The sequence below is a fragment of the Draconibacterium mangrovi genome, from assembly GCF_010586825.1.
Classification (GTDB): Bacteria; Bacteroidota; Bacteroidia; order Bacteroidales; family Prolixibacteraceae; genus Draconibacterium; species Draconibacterium mangrovi.
Map to the genome: position 1 here is coordinate 246,729 of NZ_JAAAGB010000005.1, position 19,215 is coordinate 265,943.

Here is a 19,215-nt window from a genome sequence, read left to right on the forward strand (position 1 = left end):
ACATTTATAAGCAAAACAACCGAAATTAACTGTAATTCAATTCCTTATGAAACAAATGTTCAAAATTTTAAGGGGTATTTCTCCTTTCTTTCTATTCTTCTTTATGCTGTCGGCCTGTTCCACAAACGAGTGGCCTCAGTTATATGGCCCAAACTCGAATATGGTGATCCAAACGGATGGGTTACCAACTGAGTGGAATGATAGTTTAAACGTAAAGTGGACTGCCGATCTGGAAGGTGAAGGCTGGTCGTCGCCAATTGTACTGGGGGATAAAATTTTTATTTCATCATCGGTATTGATAAAAGAAGCTGAAAAACCCGAACCTAAAGAGGAGGCCCAACCACAAGACGGGCAACCGGCTCCGGTAGATAAGAGCTACGAGACAGCCATTTATCGCTGGCAACTCAGTTGTTTGGATGCGAAAACCGGAAAACAACTTTGGAAACAGGTTTCTTTTGAAGGCAATCCGCGAATTAACAAGCATGTTGGAAGTACCTATGCCTGCGAAACGCCGGTAACTAATGGAAAATATGTTTACGCTTACTACGGAATGGTTGGAGTGTATTGTTACGATTTAAGTGGAAACCTGATCTGGACAAAAGATCTTGGAGCTTATCCTACTTTAAACGGATGGGGAACAGGAGCTTCGCCGGTAGTTTATAACGGACTGCTTTATGTTTTGGTTGATAACGAAGAAAGCTCGTTTTTAGTGGCACTTGATGCGGCAAACGGCGAAGAAAAATGGAAGATAAACCGCGACGAAACAACCAACTACTCAACACCAGTGATCTGGAAAAATGTAACTGGTACCGAGCTGGTTGTAATGGGTAAAACAGCTCGTTCGTACAATCCTGAAACCGGCGACCTGATCTGGCAGATCAATGCCGGTGGTAATTTTGCAATTCCTACTCCCGTTTTTGATGAGGAATTTATTTATTTCGGAAATGCCGGAGGACCACAACAAACAACATCTTTATTTGCCGTTAAGGCCGGAGCAAAAGGCGATATTTCTTTGCAGGATGGAGAAACATCAAATGAATGGGTAGCTTGGTCGAATGCGAACACCGGTATTTCAAATCCATCGCCGGTTCTTTATAACGGAATGATTTACGTTTTATCAAGCAGAGGTGGTGATATAAGTTGTGTTAATGCAGCAACCGGTGAAGTTTTGTACCAGAAAAAAGTGGAAAAAGTTGGTGCGTGTTGGGCTTCACCATGGATTAATAACGACAATTTATATTTTTACGATGAACGCGGAATAACACGCGTTGTAAAAACCGGAAGCGAGTTTGAAGTTTTAGGCGAAAACAAGCTGGACGATAAATTCTGGGCATCGGTAGTACCAACTTCAGATGCTTATGTTTTTAAAGGTGTAGAAAAGATCTACTGTGTAGGATTATAATAAGAACCATGACAATTGATAATAAAAAAGCCTCGCAATTCTGCGAGGCTTTTTGTTTTTTCTATCTTGATGTATTATGCCAGGAATGATTCCAGCATCCAAATTTCTTTTTCAGTATGTCCGATCCAGTCGCTCATCAATGAGGCGGTACCTTCGTCGTTGTTTTCTCCGGCAACTTCAAGAATTTCGGTAAAGCTATTCAGGAAGTATTTCTGGCTTTCCAAAACACTGTTTACAGCTGGTTTTGCTTCCGAAACGTTGGCTACTACATCCAGTTTCGCGGTTTTTAAGTAGTCTTCGAAAGTGTGCAACGGCTGACCACCCAACATTAAAATACGTTCTGCAATTTCATCTACAACATCAGAAGCCTGGTTGTAATACTCTTCAAAACGGGCGTGTAATGCGAAGAACAATTGTCCTTTAATGTTCCAGTGTAATCCGCGAAGGTTTTGATAATGAATTTGATAATCTGCTAGTAACTGATTCAATTTCTCTACTGTAATTTGATTTTTTGCTTTCATAATATGTAATTTTTAATTTATTAAACTTTGTTGTTTTAATTCGTTGTTTTGTTTCTTTCAACACTTCAAAGATACTATTAGTAGTATTTATTATATTTATGGCATTATTAGTAATACTTATGCTATGAATATTGCACAACTTGAGTATCTGAAAGAGTTATATGTGTTCGGATCGTTTTCTTTGGCCGCCGACCGGCTGGGAGTTACACAGCCCGCATTAAGTCTGCAAATACAGAAACTGGAAGAGGAACTGGAATTTAAATTGATCGACCGCACAAAACGGCCATTTCAATTTACCGATGAGGGGAAGGTGTTTTACGAGAAGTCGCTGGAGATTTTAAAGCAGATCGAGGCGTTAAAACAAATCTCAATTAATATCAGCGAAGAAGTAAGTGGTAACCTGAAAGTTGGTATAATTCCAACACTGGCTCCTTACCTGGTTCCGCTTTTTATTCATCAATTAGGTAAAGATTATCCGGCTTTGCAACTGGAAATTTACGAGCTAAAAACAGAAGAAATTATTGATAATATCAAAATGGGTGATATCGATTGTGGTATTATTTCTACCCCGGTTTCGGCAACAAATATCTCGATAACGCCACTGTTTTACGAACGTTTTTATGCCTACTTGTCCGAAGATCATCCCTTGTTTGAACAGGATTCCATTGATATTAAATCAATCAACCGGGAAGATATCTGGTACCTTGAAGAGGGGAACTGTTTTCAGAACCAGGTCAACTCGATTTGTCAGATCAACCCGCAAAAGAAAAACAAACAATCATTGGTGTATCACAGTAATTCTATCGAATCGTTACGGCGTATTGTGGAGAACAAAAGCGGTCTGACATTTATTCCCGAGTTGGCCACTATAAATATTCCGGCCGAGCAGGAAGAGCTGATCAAAGAAATTGTGCCAAATGAACCCGTTCGCGAAATCAGCCTGATAACTGCCAAACGTTTTGCGAAAGAAAGGCAGGTTAATGCTTTGCAGGAGGTAATAAAAAGCAGTATTCCGGCGCGTATGCTTCAACAACCTGAAGGGGGAATTATGGATACACTCATATGATTCTTCGTGAAAATTTTGATTTCCACCTTCTCGCAGCTTTGAAACACTAAAGCCACAAAAATTTCTTGTTTGTTGCAGCAGTGCGGGAAGGTCGCCACACTATTTTTTTACTTGCCGCAGCCGTGCGACAAGCGAGCCAACAAGTTTTTTTGCTCGCCGCAGTTGTGCGACAAGCGAGCCAACAAGTTTGCTGGCTAATTGCACGGCTGCAGGAAGCCTGTAATCAGCGAGTTACAACGGGTGGAAATTTGAGTGACTAGTAAAACCGTATTGTTCAGCAACTAATTCTGCAGATTCTGAAAATTAAAATACGTATTATAACGAGTGAATTATGCATTGGCTTTTGCTATTTCTCTTTAGCATAAGCATACCAGTATAAGGTACCTACAAAAAAGCCGCCTCCGACAATATTTCCAAGTGTTGCCGGAATCAGATTTTTTATCACAAATGTTGCCCAGCTAATATCAGCACCCTCGAAAATTGCCAGAGGAATAAAAAACATGTTGGCAATACTGTGCTCAAAACCCATAGTTACAAATGCCATAACGGGCCACCAGATGCCTAAGATCTTCCCGCTGGTATGTTGTGCCGACATACCCATCCACAGCGCCAGACAAACCAGCCAGTTGGCACCGATACCTTTTAAAAAGGTGGTGAAAAAAGGATTGGAAATTTTCCCGATTGCAATCTTTTCTACCATATTTATCCAGGGCTCGGCATTTACCAAATGGGTAAGGTGAACCAAAAAATAAGCTACGAACACAGCCCCAACAAAATTGCCGAGATAAACCAACGACCAGTTGCGAAGCGGAGCCGTCCAGCGTTGTTTGCCACCCAATACATTAGGCATAAAATAGGCATTGTTACCGGTAAAAAGTTCTGCACCGGCCATAACTACAATCATCAGCCCAACAGGGAACATGGCTCCCAAAAGAAACTTCGGGATTCCCGGGTTTTCAGCACCAATACCGGGCACTCCGCCGCCAACCAAAATGGCTAGCAAACCTCCAAAAGCGATATAGGCGCCGGCTAAAAATGCCAGTGTCAGTATTTTTTTGGCCGAGTAGCTGTCTTTTGCAATGGCCAGTTTCCCGGCCTCATTAATAATTTCTTTTGGTGAATATAAACTCATTGTTTTTTCTTTTTTGATACTTGATGCTAGATACTTGATGCTAGATACTTGATGCTAGATACTTGATGCTAGATACTTGATTCTAGATACTCGTTGCTCGATACTCGAAGCTTGTTATTTCACAATTACATCCTTAAAATGCGGTTTTAGCATTTCAAAAGCCCGCTCGATTTGTTCGGGCGTGTTCTCTTCTACCTCCTTAAACTGGTAGTCCATTCCCAACGACTCCCATTTGTAAATTCCCAGTTTGTGGTAGGGGAGTATTTCAAATTTTTCCAGGTGATTGTTTTCGGAGAAAGTTTCGATTAACCAACGTAACGATTCCTCGCTATCCGTGTAACCCGGAACCAGCACATAACGAAGCCAGTATGGTTTTTTACTTTGCTCGCGAAGTTGAATGTTCTCCAACAATCGATCAAGTCCTTTGGCACCTGTAATCGTTTTGAATCCCTCTTCTGTGGTTGCTTTCACATCAAACATTACGAGGTCGGCCAGTTCCGAAATCAGATGTTTTGCCTCAGCTGTTCGTATCAAACCGTTGGTATCAATATTTGTATGGATACCTTCTTTTTTCAAGCCCTCAAAAAAGGGAATCAGTGCCTTACTCTGCAACATGGGTTCTCCTCCCGAAACGGTAACTCCGCCATCATCGCCAAAGTAAGTTTTCATATTTATGGCACGTTTTACCAGGCTCTCGATTTCGGTTGATGTTCCGCCTTTTAAGGCAATGGTATCTGCATTCTGACAGTATTTACACTGCAGGTTGCAGCCCTGTAGAAACACGACCAAACGAATTCCCGGGCCATCGTGTGTACCAAACGATTCGATGGAATGGACGATTAATTTATTTTCAGTTGGAGACATACTATTTAACACAAAAACATGCCAACCAGTTTATCCGGTCGGCATGCTTGTGTAGTATTTAATGAATAATTACATTGTTTCGTGGAACGAACGCGTAAGCACTTCCTGCTGCTGTTCGCGTGTTAAACGAACAAAGTTTACAGCGTAGCCCGATACCCGAATCGTTAACTGCGGGTGGTCTTCAGGATGCTCCATGGCATGAAGCAGCGTGTCGCGGTCGAGCACATTTACATTTAAGTGCTGTGCATTGCACCCAAAATATCCGTCGAGCGTGCGAACCAGGTTTTCAATACGCATTTCAGGTGTTGATCCCAACGATTTTGGAACTACTGAAAGCGTATTTGAAATACCGTCTTTCGAATCTTTATAATCGATTTTAGCCACCGAATTTAGCGACGCAATTACTCCGTGTGTATCGCGTCCGTGCATTGGGTTGGCACCAGGCGCAAAGGCAACTCCTTTGGCACGTCCGTCAGGTGTAGCACCGGTTTTCTTTCCGTACACCACATTCGATGTAATGGTTAGTACCGACATGGTTGGCATAGCATTTTTGTAAACCGGAAGTTTTTCAAGCTCCAGGTTAAAATGCTCCACCACATCACGTGCAATGTGGTCAACACGGTCGTCGTCGTTACCATATTTCGGGAAATCGCCTTCGATCTGGAAATCCACTGTTAGGCCGTTTTCATCGCGAATTGGTTTTACTTTGGCATGTTTAATGGCCGAAAGCGAATCGGCAACAATCGATAATCCTGCAATACCGTAAGCGATATTAATTTTCGGATTGGTATCGATCAGCGCCATTTGAGCTTTTTCGTAGTAATATTTGTCGTGCATATAGTGGATGATGTTCATCGCTTCGTTGTATACACGCGCCACTTCTTTCATGGCTATTTTAAAGTTGTCGATTACTTTGGCATAATCCAGGTATTCCTCTTCAATAAATGGAATTCCATCCACCATTTGTGTTCCTGTATTCTCGCAGCGTCCGCTGTTTATGGCTAAAAGCAGTGTTTTTGCCAGGTTGGTACGTGCGCCAAAAAACTGAATGTGTTTACCAAGCTCCTGCATCGATACACAACAAGCAATTCCGTAGTCGTCGCAATTTGAGCTGGTACGCATCAAATCATCGTTTTCGTACTGAATTGATGAGGTTTCAATAGATACTTTGGCGCAATAATCTTTAAAACCTTTTGGCAGGTTTTTCGACCAAAGAATAGTAATATTTGGCTCCGGCGAAGGCCCCAGATTGTAAAGTGTATTCAGGAAACGGAACGAAGTTTTGGTCACTTTGCTTCGTCCGTCGATCAGCAACCCACCAATACTTTCGGTTACCCAGGTTGGGTCGCCGGCAAAGATCTGGTCGTATGCTTCCATACGAAGGTGACGAACCATACGCAGTTTCATTACAAACTGGTCGATGTATTCCTGCGCATCGGTTTCGGTAATTTTTCCGTCTTGGATATCCTTTTCGATAAAAATATCGAGGAAAGACGAAACACTACCTAACGACATGGCAGCACCGTCTTGTTCTTTAACCGCAGCAAGGTAAGCCATGTAAGTCCACTGAACGGCTTCCTGTCCATTTTGTGCCGGGCGCGAAAGATCTAAACCGTAAATTTTACCCATTTCGATCATGTCGCTCAAAGCGCGGAGTTGCTCCGAAACTTCTTCACGCAAACGAATGGTAGCATCAGTCATCGGACCGGTGATTTTTTCCAGGTCTTCCTTTTTGCCTTCAATCAAACGGTTGATACCGTATAACGCAACACGGCGGTAGTCGCCAATAATTCGTCCGCGGGCATAATTATCAGGTAAACCTGTCAGGAATCCCAGCGAGCGGAATTTCCGGATCTCATCGGTGTAGGCATCAAAAACTCCATCGTTGTGAGTTTTGGTGTACTTGCTAAAACTCTCGTGAACGACAGGATTTGGTTTTAAACCGTGTTCCGATAAAGCCTTTTTTACCACGTTGTAACCTCCGTAAGGTTTCATGGCACGTTTTAGCAATTTGTCGGTTTGCAGGCCAACAATTACTTCGCTTTCTTTGTCGATGTATCCGGCCTCGAAAGCCGTCAATCCCGAAACTATATTTACATCCACATCGCGTAAACCATTGTTCTGGCGCTCTTCTTTAAGGGCATCTTTACAAATGTCCCATAATTTGCTGGTGCGTGCTGTGGGGCCTTCCAGAAATTTGTGATCGCCGGTGTACGGGGTGATATTTAAAGTTACAAAATCTTTCACTTCAATGGCTTTGCACCATCGTCCTGTTTTGAAAGTGTTTTCTAAATCCATAAACTTTTACCTTTTTCTAAAATAAACTCTTACTAAACCAATTTGTTCGCAAAAGTACTGCTAAAAAACTTCTTGTAATATCCCTATTTGTGGGGATTTTGCTTTCTTGTTAATGTCTTAATCTTTGCCTAAAATTCCGGTAATATTGCAATTGGTTTGAATTTTTTTCTTTTGAAATGGACCCGGAAATATCGAGCGAATAATAGTTGAGGTTAAACTATAATCGCTCATATTTGTATTTATTGAAAACTGAATAGAAATGGCAGATCATCATCACGATCATGGGCATCATCACCATCATCATCACGAAGTAAGTGGGAAAAAATTACTGTGGGTAACGGTTTTAAATCTTTCTATTACAGTGGTACAGGTAATCGGTGGAATTATCTCGAACAGTTTGTCGTTACTGTCTGATGCATTGCATAATCTGGGCGATTCGTCGGCTATTTTTATTGCTTTTTTGGCAGGTAAACGAAGCCGGAAACCTTCGGATGAACAAAAGACTTTTGGTTATAAACGCGTTGAAATACTGGCGGCTCTTTTTAACGGAGTGGTGCTGATTGGGATTTGTTTGTACCTGTTTTTTGAAGCCTACGAACGTTTTGTAAATCCGGAGCCGATTAAAGGAAAGATCATGTTTATTGTGGCTACATTTGGTTTGCTGGCCAATCTGATTTCGGTTTTTGTGCTGAATAAGGACAAAAACCACAACCTGAACGTACGAGCTGCCTACCTGCATTTACTGGGCGATACATTTTCGTCGGTGGCGGTAATTATTGGTGGTATTGCCATTTGGAAATTCGAGGTTTTCTGGATCGATCCGCTGATTACTGTTTTGGTGGGTATTTACATTATTTATCATACCTGGGATGTGGTAAAAGAAACGGTTGATATTTTAATGCAGTCGACACCCACAAATATTGATTTGGGAAGTATAAAAGAGGAAGTTGAGAAGATTCCGGAGATCGATAACATTCATCATATTCATGTTTGGAAGCTCGATGATACACAGATTCATTTGGAGGCACATATTAATATGGAAGGTAACATTAGTATGTTGGAGTTAATGGAAGTTCGCGCAAAAGCGGAGAAACTACTTCACGATAAGTTTGGTATTGAACACATAACGTTGCAGGCCGGTTACGACTGTTGCAACAACAATACTGAACTGCTCGCACATTAAGACTTATTTGTCTTAATTCCCCTTTTTAAGGGAATGATCTGCAATCAGAATCATCATTTTACGCGATTGTCAGCCAGCTAAAAAAAACTGAATTTTACACTGGTAATTTTTAAACGACAAGCGTATGATTTTTTCATTTATATCATCACTCACGGTTAACTCATCGCAAAACGAGCTGGTGTCGTCGGTTTTTATCGACTTTTCATTTTATCTCATTATCGCAGGATTGATTGGGTGGGTTTTGTTCCGAAAAGAAAAAGGGAAATTCATTAGCAAAGCCTTAATCACCTTAATGATTGTAGCTCCTTTACTGTTTCTTATGATTAAACTCGGAAGTTGGTGATCAATTTATTCCGTAAAGCCATCAACATCAATTAAACCATTGGCAACAGCATAAATAACCAGTGCGGCTGTAGATTTCACACCAATTTTATTACTGATGTTTTTGCGGTGCGAAATAACCGTGTGGATACTGATAAAGAGTTGCTCGGCTATTTCTTTATTCGATTTTCCGGTTGCCAGCAACTTTAGTACGTCAATTTCTCTTTCGCTTAAGGTATTATCGATGTCGTTGTTTACGGCAGGTGTTGTTTTAAAATGTTTCGAAATAATCTGCGTAATGGTTTCGTACCTGTCGGTAATAAAAATATTATCGGCAAAATTATCGTAAAGCGTTCGGTCGTAATGATTGGAAATCAAACCCACAATATTGGTTTTATTATAAAGTGTGAGCAGGTTGTTCAAATTCTTTTTCGAATTGTTTAGCGTAACCGGATTAATGATTACAATCTTAAACTGATCGGATTGTCCAAACTTGAAGGCCTCTTCAACCGTTTCGGCAAACGACAGTTCTACGCTGTCTTTCATTTGTTGCAAAATGGCAGCAATTCCTTCGCGAATAATCACGGAAGGTTCAATGATCAGTATTTTACAGCGCGTTCCCAATTATTCGAAGCCTTGTTTTTCAAATTGTTCCACCTGTGGAATTAAAATCTCATTTTCAATTTTTGAATGCGTTTGCAGATCCGCATCTAAATCGAAAAGCGCAAATAATATTTTGCGCCTCAGGTTATTGTCTGCCTTTTGCGGAAGATGCTCGATCAGTAGTTTTTTTACATCATCGAGTTTTTCCTGAATATCGTCGTGATGCTCCCGGTAATCAATCACCGAATAATTTTCGGCGGCATTGGTGTCAATCAGTTTCAGAATGTACGGGAAAACCGTGTTGTTTTCGTAATCAAAATGCTGGTCAACTTCATGTTTATAATCATTAAAAAAACGTTCAACCAACTGCATTTCCGGCTTCTGACTGAATTCACTCATCAGGTGAATGTTCTCAATAATTTCAGGGAAAACCTCGACGGAGTAGTAGGCATGAGATTTCATCAGGTAATTTACTATCTGCTTAATTTCATGAGCACTAAAATTCAAATCCTGATGATACGAGCTGTTGATGTTGAGGTTGGCCACCATTAAAAATACTTTGGGGCTGATATTATTTTCCAAGCAAATCTCCTCAACTGTTTTTTCCCGTACGCCTAACTTTATTCCAAACCGCTCAAGCACAAGTATTAACTGTGGGTGGCTGAAAAGCAGTTTCGACATTTTTATGTTTTTCTGAATTTGTTCCTGCTTTGATCCCATGCAAAATAATTTGAGGGTAAAATTATAATTTTTATTTAGACAAAATCAATATAGGTGGTTTGACAGGTCTTTTTTTCGAAGAAAATTGATAATTGAGATGATTATTAATCCTAAAGGAAATTGTTCTTTATAAAATTGTTGAAGTTGTCTTTGTACTGCTCGCTTACCGGAATGTAAACTTTGCCAAAAACAATCCGGCTGCGTTCGATGGTCCCAATTTTTTCGAGGTTAACGATAAAAGAACGGTGGACACGCATAAATTTCTCCTCCGGTAGTTTGGCCTCAAGTGCTTTAAGCGAACTTAACGACATGACCGGTTTTGGCTCGTCTTTTAGAAAAACCTTCACGTAATCTTTTAATCCTTCAATGTAAATAATTTCGTTAAAGTTAATGCGGCGTATTTTGTACTCCGATTTCAGGAAAAGAAATTCGTGATTCGAATCCACTTCGTCGCCTTTTTTCTCTGCACGTTCGTATGCAATTTGTTTTTTTGCTTTTTCGGTGGCTTTGTAAAACTCTTCGTAACTGAAAGGTTTTAACAGGTAATCGATGGCATCGAGTTTAAAACCCTGCAGTGCATATTTTTCGTAGGCTGTTGTAAAAATAATCTTGGGTTTGTTGGTCAGAATTCGTGTGAATTCAAGCCCATTTAGGTCGGGCATTTCAATATCCAGAAAAATGAGATCCACCTCGTTCTGATCCATAAATTCCATTGCATCGATCGGGTTATCAAAAGCACCTTTAAATTCCAGTATTGGCGTTTTCTCTACATATGAAGTTACCAACTGAAGTGCAAGAGGTTCGTCGTCGATGGCAATGGTTCGTATCATTTGGCAGTATCAATTTCAAGATTTACACTAAAGATCTCCGGTGTCGATTCGATGTTCAAATCGTATTTTCCGGCAAACAGCAAGTTCAGTCTTTTTTTCACATTCTCAAGTCCGATGCCCGAATGATTTTCATCGCGTTTTTCTACTTTTTCTTTAGCCACGCTGTTCTTGCACATGAAAAATACCTTTTCAGCCTCAGTTTTCATTTCCACCTTTATAAACGATTTGTCGCGGTAGCTGATGCCGTGTTTAAAAGCGTTTTCAATAAACGGAATAAATAGCAAAGGTGGTATTTTAAGGTCGTTCTGGTTGTCGGGCAAATCAATCTGAATGTCCACTTTTTGCGAAACACGTAGCTGCATTAAATCAATGTAGTGATGCATAAATTCTACCTCTGCCGAAAGCATGGTTTCTCCGTGTTCCGACTCGTATAAAAGGTAGCGCATCAGTTTCGAAAGTTTTAAGATGGCGGCCTGCGCATCGTCGGTATTTATGGCTACCATCGAATAAATATTATTCAGCGTATTAAAAAAGAAATGCGGGCTTACCTGGTTTTTCAGAAATGCAAGCTCTGAGTTCAGCTTTTCTTTTTCCAGTTCTTTCTGGCGTTTTTCGCTGGCCGTGTATTGTTCAATGGCTCGCAAACCAATCGAAAAACCTACAATAACAATCGATAGCAGGCTGTAGCCATAAATTTGCATCAACTTAAATGGAGGGCGCTGAAACCGTTGCTCGCTGCGTGCTTGTTCTTCAATTGACTCTGCTATTCGCCGGTCGCGATCCGGACTATGAAAAATATGGTTGGAGTAATCGAGAATAAAATAAAAGCAAATAACAACTACAATTGCCAAAAGAAAGAACAATGCCTTTTTGTTGTTCATGTAAAACTTTGGAACCAACCAGAAATAATTGATGTAAAAAATGACGCCTATAATAAAGGCATTTAAATAAAATCCCCAGGCAATAAAATTGTTGTTTCCTGAATAACGGCTTATTATAATTTGGGGTAAAATAATCAAGACCAGCCACACCAGCAGATGCATTATAATTGGAAGACTGTGTCGTTTTGCCTGAAGTTTGTTCATTCTTAGTGGTTTTTAACAAAGTTAAATCAATTGTTATATAAAATGCCGCGAAAGCAAATTTTATATTTACAATGGTTAATGCCGATATTACAACAAAGGAGTAAAGGAACGAAGTGAAATTTTGCGACATTTTGTTGTTTCATCGGTATTATAATTAAAACCAAAACCCACTAGTAGTTTGCGAATTTTGGCTTTTATGTTTACTCATGTCGTACTGCATCAATCGGGTCGAGGTTCGCTGCTTTGCGTGCAGGGTACCATCCGAAAAATATACCGATTACGCTACAAACAAGGAACGATAATCCAACTGCCTGAGTGTCGACAACAAAAGGCATGTTTAATGCAAATGACGCCAGGTAGGAGAGCGCTGTGCCGAAAATTATTCCGATAATACCTCCCAGTATACTTAGCATAACCGCTTCGAACAGGAATTGCATCATGATGTCAAATCCGCGTCCGCCAACCGACATGCGCAGCCCGATTTCTTTGGTGCGTTCGGTAACCGACACAAACATGATATTCATAATTCCGATACCGCCAACCAACAACGATATTCCTGCTACAGCCCCTAAAAGCAAAGTGAGCATATCGGTAACCGACGAAACCATTTCCACCATTTCGGCTTGCGAACGTACCTGGAAATCATCCTCGTCTCCTTCTTTTAATTTGTGCTGCTGGCGTAAAATCGTTTCAATTTCTTCGATGGCTGCATCCGACTGTTCTTCGCTTATTGCGGAGGCATATATCGATTGAATATGTGTAATCGCCAACATGCGTCGCTGAACTGATGTGTACGGTGCAATGATCATATCATCCTGGTCCATTCCCATGCCGTTTTCGCCTTTTTCTTTCAAAACGCCAATTACCTTTAGCGGAATGCCTCCAAAACGAATGGTTTGCCCGATCGGATCAACATTTTCATTAAAAACATTTTCGATTACAGTTTGTCCAACAATGCAGACTTTTGCCAGCGACTTTATTTCTTTTTCGGTAAAAACACGGCCGTCTTCCAACTCATATTTGCGGATATCGAGATACGGGATATCAACGCCGTAAATGGTTGTTGGCCAGTTGTTGTTGCCGTTAACCGCCTGTCCACTGGTGCTTACCTGTGGCGATACTTCGGTAATGTTCTTTGCTTCTTTTCGCAGTGCTTCAATGTCGTTTAGTGTCAGCGTTTTTGTATTTGAATTACCCATCATAACACCGCCACGACGTTGCTGACCAGGCATTACAAAGATCATGTTGGTTCCCATGTCCGACATCTCCTCGCGGATACTTTGTTTTGATGATTCACCAATGGAAAGCATCGCGATTACCGAACCAACACCGATAATAATACCAAGCATAGTAAGTATGGCTCTGAACTTGTTTCTTTTCAGGGCAGTGGTTGCTATTTTTGTGAGATTTATATAGTTCATTTCTCGTTGTTTTTAAGATTCATAATCCTCTTCTACCGGAAGTGCTTCGATCAGTTGTGTTGCATTAAATCGATCGGTAACCAACGATTCCTTTTGTATTCTGCCATCCCTAAAAACAATGTTGCGTTTCATAAAACGGGCAATATCCGGTTCGTGCGTTACAAATACAATGGTTTTTCCGTTGTCGTTCAACCGCTGAAACAGTTCCATGATTTCGTAAGAAGTGCGGGTGTCGAGGTTACCGGTTGCCTCGTCGGCCAGAATAACCACCGGGTCGTTCACCAGCGAGCGGGCAATGGCCACACGTTGCTGTTGTCCACCGGATAACTGATTGGGCATGTGATCCATCCTGTCGGCCAATCCTACCTGTTCCAACGCGTGTTTGGCACGTTCTTTTCTTTCTTTGGTCTTTACTTTTGAATTATAGAAAAGCGGTAGTTCTACATTTTCTAACGCTGTTGTGCGAGGCAGCAGGTTGTACGACTGAAATATAAACCCCAGTTTGTTGTTGCGCAATCCTGCCAGCTGATTTTTGTTCATTGTTCCCATGTTCACTCCATCGAGCTGATATTCGCCATAACTTGGTTTGTCGAGGCAACCCAGGATGTTAAGCATGGTGGATTTGCCCGAGCCACTGGCTCCCATAATGGCGGCAAAGTCTCCTTCGTGAATTTCCATATCAACTCCGCGAAGCGCATGTACGGTCATTTCACCAACATGATAGTCTTTTCGCAGATCTGATACTTTTATAATTGCTTTACTCATTTTTTTCTTTTTTTTGATTCTGGATACTGGATTCTGGATACTTGATCCTGGATTTCTATTCTTCATTCCCGATTCCACTATTCCTCCACTCTCGATTCCTACCTTCTTCCCGGAGGGCCAGGCATAAATGGATTGCCACCTGCTCTGGCTGCGGTTTCATTTGCTCCTTTTTGTTCCATGCTGAGTATTACCTCTTGTCCGCTTTTTATTCCCGAAAGAATTTCAGCGTTAATGTCGTCGTTCATTCCAATTTTTACCGGAACAGGATGAATGTTGGTTCCTTCTTTTACCCAAACCATTGTTGCTCCGTTAGCAGCCTGTGGTGGCATACTTCCCATTGCAGGAGGAACTTGTCCTTCCGGTATTTCCGGTTTGGTTTGCTGGCTCATGTAGCTCATCAGTAATTTTTGGTCGGGATTAAAACGAAGCGCTTTACTTGGAACTACCAGAATATCGTTTTTCTCCAACACATAAACCTGAATAGTGGCTGTCATTCCCGGCATAAGCTTGTAATCCGGGTTTGGCGCATCAATAATAATGGTATAGGTAACCACATTGTTTGTAACTGTTGGCTCCCAACGCAATTGAGTAACTTTTCCTTCAAACACGGTTTCCGGATAGGCATCCACAGTAAATTCAACACGTTGTCCTTCTTTAATATGGCCTATATCCGCTTCATCAATGTCGGCCTCAACCTGCATTTGTGTAAGGTCGTTGGCAATGGTGAAAAGGGTAGGCGTGTTAAAACTTGCAGCAACAGTCTGTCCTTCTTCCACTTCTTTATTCAAAACAACTCCATCAATAGGTGAGTAGATCAACGCATAATCCAGATTAATCTTGTTGCGTTTGTGCTGCGCCATAGCGTTGTTGTAACTGGCTTTCGCTTTGTTTAAATTATAAACCAACTGGTCGAAATCAGTTTGCGAAATCAATTGTTTATCGTTCAGTGGCGCCATACGGTTGTAGGTAGCCTGCTGGTAATCGAGCTCGGCTTTAGCATTGTCTAAAGTTGCCTGGCTTTGCTCCAGTTGTGCTGCCAGGTTAGTGGTGTCGATTTTTGCCAGCAACTGGCCTTTTTTTACATACGAGTTGTAATCGACATAGAGTTCATCTACAATTCCCGATACCTGTGTACCCACTTCAACTGTTGTAATGGCTTCCAATGTTCCGGTTGATTCCACAACATTGCTAATGTTTCCTTGTCCTGCTTTTGCGGTTTGAATATCGATCTGACTTACATCAACCTTATTAGGTTTTAAAACTAATGCGGCCGATACCAGAACGATAAGCAGTAATGCGATAATGATAATTGTTTTTTTCTTCATGATATTTCGTTTTAATTTTTTCGGTTTATAAAGTGATTGGATTGCCCTGATAGAAATCAAGGATTTTGTAGCTGAATATCAGGTTGAATTTGGATTGTAACAGCTGACTTTCAGAGGTGATCAGGTTGTTTCGCTCGAAAAGGAAATCAACCGAGTTGATCAGTCCGTTATTGAATTTTTCCTGCGCCAGTTCGTACGATTCCAGGTATGACGAATAACTTTCCTTGTTGGCTTCAAATTCTATTTGTGCCGAAAGCACATCAACACAAGCTTGTTCAATCTCTTTACGTAATTGGTTTTTGGTATCGATTTCCCTTAGTTCTGCATTGCTGTAACCAATTTTTGCCAGTGCTACGCTCGTTTTAATTTGCTTTTTCTGGAAAATTGGGATGGACACTGAAACGCCAACCGAAGGAGTGAACTGATCTCCCAATTGTCCGAAATAATTAGATGTATTGTAGCTCGAATAACCGGTCGATAAGCCTGCATCGGCACTGATGGTTGGGTAAAAACCGGCAGCAGCAATTTTTTCATTCAAGGCAGCGCTTTCTTTTTGGTATCCGGCACTTTTAATTTGTGGTTTAATAGTCAGTGCCGTAGCGTAAACCTCAGAGGCAACCGGAGTAAGATTTTCATTGGTTAATTCCTCCAGGTTCGGGCGAAGTACCTCAAAGTTGTCGTCAACAGGTAGCTCCATCAATTGCATCAGGCTAACTTTCGAAATGGCATAGTTGCTTTTTGCGTTTGCCAAACTCAGTTTCTCGTTTGCCAGTTGCGATTTTACCTGCAAATAATCGGAACGCGAAATAACACCGGCCTGTAAACGTGCTTCCGACAGGTTGAGTTGCTCGGTGGTGGCATTCAACTGGTTTTGTGCATTTTTTACATTCTCATCTAAAAATACAACCTGCAAAAAAGCATTTAAAATGCTCAGCGAGATAGACTCTTTAATCGTTTCCGAGTCGTAAATTCCACTTTGCATATCCAGTTCGGCCTGTTTAATCAGGTTGTTCAAACGTTTTGCATTGTAAATGGTAATGTTTGAATTCACACCATAGCTGGTGTTGTTGTTTCCTGTAAAATCAGAATCATCGGTAAGCAGATCTTCTGATTTCGACCAGCTAAAATTCTGGCGTGCAGAAGCACTTAACGAGGGAAGTTTGTTGGCTTCCGCCTGATTTTTGTTGAGTTCATTCGACGCATTGGCCAAAATGCTCTGGCGCACCGAAACGTTTTGCGTTAATGCGTAATCGATACAATCGTTAAGGCTCCACGTCTTGGTTGCTGTATCGTTTTGTGCAAACAATAAAGTCGGTAGACTTATTGCGATTACGAAGAAGATTGTTTTTATTCTATTCATAGCTTTACGTTATTATTTCCGGGAATAAAGATACTGGAGATGAATCGCTTAAAAGAACAGAATAGAAGAACCGGACGATTTTATCGACGGATTGGGAAAGTTTACGTATGGCGGTTTATGGCTATTGCGGGGTTATCGTGTTTTACTATTTCCTCTTTTTTATCATACAAAAAATAGTTTCAGTTGAATTTGTGATCCTTTTTGCTGAAAAACTATCAGCTCCAACTATCGAATATTTGTAATTTCGTTGCGACCTTAAAAATTGAATGGTTTATCGTAGTCCGTTTAAAGCCTTTTTGCGTCATAATAGTAGAAAGAAATATTAAAACCAATAATAGATGAAGTTTAGAGCGATTATTTTTTTGATGGCCATTTGGAGCCAGAGTTTATTTGCCCAAAAGAATTTTGAAGTTGATGTGGCTAAAACCGGAGCAACCGTTCAGCCGGATATGTACGGTGTGTTTTTCGAGGATATTAATTTTGGTGCCGATGGTGGCCTTTATGCCGAGCTAATTAAAAACCGTTCGTTCGAGTTCGATCAGCCTTTTGTGGGGTGGTTGCCTTTTGGAAATGTGGACGTGAAGAGTGAAAATCCATGTTTCGATCGAAATCCAAATTACGTTCGTTTAAATGAAACTGGTTTGCGACGTGGCACCGGCCTTGAAAATAATGGTTTCAGAGGAATTGGTTTTAAAAAGAACGATTCTTACCGGTTTTCGTTTTATGCCCGCTCGTTGGATGGTGACGAAAAGAAATTCGGAATAGAGTTGGTTAGTTCCGGCGATGAAGTGATTGGAAAAGGGGAATTGCTTGTAACGGGCAATAGCTGGGAGAAATACGAATGTATTATCAAATCGAATGCTACCGACGCAAAAGGAAAAGTACGTTTGTTTTTGAAAACGGCCGGAGAAGTTGACCTGGATCATATTTCGATGTTCCCAACTGAAACCTGGAAAAACCGCGAAAATGGTTTGCGTAAAGACCTTGTTGAAGCACTTTATGAACTGAATCCCGGAGTATTTCGTTTTCCCGGCGGATGTATCATCGAAGGAAATACGCTGGAAACCCGCTACCAGTGGAAAAACAGTGTTGGCCCTGTAGAAAACAGACCGTTGAACGAAAACCGCTGGAATTACACCTTTAAACACCGATTTTTCCCAGATTACTACCAAACTTATGGTTTAGGATTTTACGAGTACTTTTTGCTGAGCGAAGACTTGGGGGCTGAGCCACTTCCTGTAATTAGTTGTGGATTGGCATGTCAGTACGAAAGCGAAGAATGTGTGCATGTTGACGATTTGGAACCTTATATTGAAGATGCTGTTGATTTGATAGAATTTGCCAACGGATCGGTTGATTCGAAATGGGGAAAAGTACGTGCCGAAATGGGGCACCCGGAGCCTTTTAACCTGAAATACCTCGCCATCGGAAACGAACAGTGGGGTGAAGGTTATGTGGAACGTTTGATTCCATTTATGGAAGTGTTGCGTGATAAGCATCCGGAGATAAAAATCATAGGTACTTCAGGACCGACACCTGACGGAGAGAATTTCGATTACCTGTGGCCAAAAATGACCGAACTTAAAGTTGATTTGGTGGACGAACATTATTACCGCAGTCCGGAGTGGTTTTTGGCAAACGCCGAGCGTTACGACAGCTACGACCGCAACGGACCAAAAGTATTTGCTGGCGAATTTGCATCCCACCACGAAACACGCGATAATAACCTGCGCGCTGCAATCTCTGAAGCTGCTTTTATGACCGGTTTGGAGCGCAACGCTGATATTGTACATTTGGCAACTTACGCGCCGCTGTTTGCGCATTACGATGCATGGCAGTGGAAACCCGATATGATCTGGTTCGACAACCTGCAGGTGGTGCGCACACCTAATTATTACGTGCAGCAAATGTATGCGCACAACACTGGAACAAATGTGTTAAGCATTACTGACGACGGTGCAAATATTACCGGGCAGGACAGTCTGTACGCCAGCGCTGTAATCGACGAAAACACCTCAGAAGTGATCGTGAAAGTGGTAAATGCTTCGGATGAAGTCCAGGATATTGACATTGATTTGAAAGGACTGAAACGCTCGATTGAAAAAGCTGAAGTGAAAATTACCTGTTTACACAGTAACGTACCCGGCGCAATTAATACACGCGAGACACCAAATAATTTAGTGCCTGCACATTCATCGATATTGGCTAATGAAAGTGGATTTAAACTGAAAGTTCAGGGAAATGCATTTTATGTATGCCGTGTAAAAATTGAGAAATAGAAAAAAGCGAATCGAAGAATTGAAAGAAAAGCCTTAATAA

At 41.2% G+C, this 19,215-nt stretch carries 17 protein-coding genes; 5 read left to right on the forward strand and 12 right to left on the reverse strand.

What is annotated here, in order from left to right; all coding sequences use genetic code 11:
- Positions 1–46: 46 nt before the first annotated feature.
- Positions 47–1,402 (forward strand): outer membrane protein assembly factor BamB family protein, encoded by a 1,356-nt coding sequence (locus G4420_RS14495; protein WP_163324633.1) that lies wholly within the window; start codon positions 47–49, stop codon positions 1,400–1,402.
- 74 nt (positions 1,403–1,476) lie between these two features.
- Here the strand turns inward: G4420_RS14495 and G4420_RS14500 are convergent, their stop codons facing one another.
- The gene (locus G4420_RS14500) at positions 1,477–1,923 is read right to left on the reverse strand and encodes a Dps family protein (protein WP_163324635.1); all 447 of its coding nucleotides are present in this window, start codon (positions 1,921–1,923) and stop codon (positions 1,477–1,479) included.
- 124 nt (positions 1,924–2,047) lie between these two features.
- On the opposite strand from G4420_RS14500, the gene G4420_RS14505 reads away from it, so the two are divergent.
- Complete coding sequence (locus G4420_RS14505; RefSeq protein ID WP_163324637.1) at positions 2,048–2,989, forward strand: hydrogen peroxide-inducible genes activator; 942 nt, start codon at positions 2,048–2,050, stop codon at positions 2,987–2,989.
- A gap of 346 nt (positions 2,990–3,335) precedes the next feature.
- Here the strand turns inward: G4420_RS14505 and G4420_RS14510 are convergent, their stop codons facing one another.
- The 3 genes from G4420_RS14510 to pflB all read right to left on the reverse strand — a co-directional run bounded on the left by G4420_RS14510 (position 3,336) and on the right by pflB (position 7,283).
- Positions 3,336–4,121: a formate/nitrite transporter family protein gene (locus G4420_RS14510; protein WP_163324638.1), complete on the reverse strand. Its 786-nt coding sequence runs from the start codon at positions 4,119–4,121 to the stop codon at positions 3,336–3,338.
- A 114-nt stretch (positions 4,122–4,235) separates the two neighbouring features.
- Positions 4,236–4,985, reverse strand: a complete 750-nt coding sequence (gene pflA, locus G4420_RS14515) for a pyruvate formate-lyase-activating protein (RefSeq protein ID WP_163324640.1) — start codon at positions 4,983–4,985, stop codon at positions 4,236–4,238.
- A 69-nt stretch (positions 4,986–5,054) separates the two neighbouring features.
- Entirely contained in the window at positions 5,055–7,283 is a 2,229-nt protein-coding gene (gene pflB / locus G4420_RS14520; protein WP_163324642.1) for a formate C-acetyltransferase, read from the reverse strand.
- A 259-nt stretch (positions 7,284–7,542) separates the two neighbouring features.
- Here pflB and G4420_RS14525 point away from each other — a divergent pair, with 259 nt between their 5' ends.
- Both G4420_RS14525 and G4420_RS14530 read left to right on the forward strand, forming a co-directional pair.
- Positions 7,543–8,466, forward strand: coding sequence for a cation diffusion facilitator family transporter (locus tag G4420_RS14525; protein WP_163324644.1), 924 nt, complete (start codon positions 7,543–7,545; stop codon positions 8,464–8,466).
- A 124-nt stretch (positions 8,467–8,590) separates the two neighbouring features.
- Positions 8,591–8,809: a hypothetical protein gene (locus tag G4420_RS14530; RefSeq protein WP_163324646.1), complete on the forward strand. Its 219-nt coding sequence runs from the start codon at positions 8,591–8,593 to the stop codon at positions 8,807–8,809.
- 5 nt (positions 8,810–8,814) lie between these two features.
- Here G4420_RS14530 and G4420_RS14535 read toward each other — a convergent pair whose 3' ends face one another.
- From G4420_RS14535 to G4420_RS14570, 8 genes are all read right to left on the reverse strand, one after another.
- Entirely contained in the window at positions 8,815–9,411 is a 597-nt protein-coding gene (locus G4420_RS14535) for a response regulator transcription factor (protein ID WP_163324648.1), read from the reverse strand.
- Complete coding sequence (locus G4420_RS14540) at positions 9,412–10,110, reverse strand: hemerythrin domain-containing protein (protein WP_163324650.1); 699 nt, start codon at positions 10,108–10,110, stop codon at positions 9,412–9,414. It lies immediately after the preceding gene.
- A 110-nt stretch (positions 10,111–10,220) separates the two neighbouring features.
- On the reverse strand, positions 10,221–10,940 hold the full coding sequence (locus G4420_RS14545; protein WP_163324652.1) for a LytR/AlgR family response regulator transcription factor: 720 nt from the start codon (positions 10,938–10,940) through the stop codon (positions 10,221–10,223).
- Positions 10,937–12,025 carry a sensor histidine kinase gene (locus tag G4420_RS14550; protein ID WP_163324654.1) on the reverse strand — a complete coding sequence of 363 codons (1,089 nt, stop codon included), beginning with the start codon at positions 12,023–12,025 and terminating at the stop codon, positions 10,937–10,939. Before G4420_RS14550 ends, G4420_RS14545 begins: the two co-directional genes overlap by 4 nt.
- A gap of 200 nt (positions 12,026–12,225) precedes the next feature.
- A complete protein-coding gene (locus tag G4420_RS14555) occupies positions 12,226–13,446 on the reverse strand; it encodes an ABC transporter permease (protein WP_163324656.1) in 1,221 nt (406 codons plus the stop codon).
- A 12-nt stretch (positions 13,447–13,458) separates the two neighbouring features.
- Positions 13,459–14,211 carry an ABC transporter ATP-binding protein gene (locus G4420_RS14560; protein WP_163324658.1) on the reverse strand — a complete coding sequence of 251 codons (753 nt, stop codon included), beginning with the start codon at positions 14,209–14,211 and terminating at the stop codon, positions 13,459–13,461.
- A 98-nt stretch (positions 14,212–14,309) separates the two neighbouring features.
- Entirely contained in the window at positions 14,310–15,536 is a 1,227-nt protein-coding gene (locus G4420_RS14565; RefSeq protein ID WP_163324660.1) for an efflux RND transporter periplasmic adaptor subunit, read from the reverse strand.
- 25 nt (positions 15,537–15,561) lie between these two features.
- Complete coding sequence (locus tag G4420_RS14570; protein WP_163324662.1) at positions 15,562–16,896, reverse strand: TolC family protein; 1,335 nt, start codon at positions 16,894–16,896, stop codon at positions 15,562–15,564.
- Positions 16,897–17,234: 338 nt separating this feature from the next.
- Between G4420_RS14570 and G4420_RS14575 the strand changes: the two genes are divergently transcribed.
- Positions 17,235–19,175 carry an alpha-L-arabinofuranosidase C-terminal domain-containing protein gene (locus G4420_RS14575; protein WP_163324664.1) on the forward strand — a complete coding sequence of 647 codons (1,941 nt, stop codon included), beginning with the start codon at positions 17,235–17,237 and terminating at the stop codon, positions 19,173–19,175.
- The last annotated feature ends 40 nt before the right edge of the window (positions 19,176–19,215 follow it).

Bases quoted from the DNA above. Each gene is read 5' to 3' on its own strand.
- G4420_RS14560 (WP_163324658.1), bottom strand. From the start codon at position 14,211: ATGAGTAAAGCAATTATAAAAGTATCAGATCTGCGAAAAGACTATCAT.
- G4420_RS14510 (WP_163324638.1), bottom strand. From the start codon at position 4,121: ATGAGTTTATATTCACCAAAAGAAATTATTAATGAGGCCGGGAAACTG.
- G4420_RS14495 (WP_163324633.1), top strand. From the start codon at position 47: ATGAAACAAATGTTCAAAATTTTAAGGGGTATTTCTCCTTTCTTTCTA.
- G4420_RS14555 (WP_163324656.1), bottom strand. From the start codon at position 13,446: ATGAACTATATAAATCTCACAAAAATAGCAACCACTGCCCTGAAAAGA.
- G4420_RS14500 (WP_163324635.1), bottom strand. From the start codon at position 1,923: ATGAAAGCAAAAAATCAAATTACAGTAGAGAAATTGAATCAGTTACTA.
- G4420_RS14540 (WP_163324650.1), bottom strand. From the start codon at position 10,110: ATGGGATCAAAGCAGGAACAAATTCAGAAAAACATAAAAATGTCGAAA.
- G4420_RS14530 (WP_163324646.1), top strand. From the start codon at position 8,591: ATGATTTTTTCATTTATATCATCACTCACGGTTAACTCATCGCAAAAC.
- G4420_RS14570 (WP_163324662.1), bottom strand. From the start codon at position 16,896: ATGAATAGAATAAAAACAATCTTCTTCGTAATCGCAATAAGTCTACCG.
- G4420_RS14525 (WP_163324644.1), top strand. From the start codon at position 7,543: ATGGCAGATCATCATCACGATCATGGGCATCATCACCATCATCATCAC.
- G4420_RS14505 (WP_163324637.1), top strand. From the start codon at position 2,048: ATGAATATTGCACAACTTGAGTATCTGAAAGAGTTATATGTGTTCGGA.
- G4420_RS14545 (WP_163324652.1), bottom strand. From the start codon at position 10,940: ATGATACGAACCATTGCCATCGACGACGAACCTCTTGCACTTCAGTTG.
- G4420_RS14565 (WP_163324660.1), bottom strand. From the start codon at position 15,536: ATGAAGAAAAAAACAATTATCATTATCGCATTACTGCTTATCGTTCTG.
- pflA (WP_163324640.1), bottom strand. From the start codon at position 4,985: ATGTCTCCAACTGAAAATAAATTAATCGTCCATTCCATCGAATCGTTT.
- G4420_RS14550 (WP_163324654.1), bottom strand. From the start codon at position 12,025: ATGAACAAACTTCAGGCAAAACGACACAGTCTTCCAATTATAATGCAT.
- pflB (WP_163324642.1), bottom strand. From the start codon at position 7,283: ATGGATTTAGAAAACACTTTCAAAACAGGACGATGGTGCAAAGCCATT.
- G4420_RS14575 (WP_163324664.1), top strand. From the start codon at position 17,235: ATGAAGTTTAGAGCGATTATTTTTTTGATGGCCATTTGGAGCCAGAGT.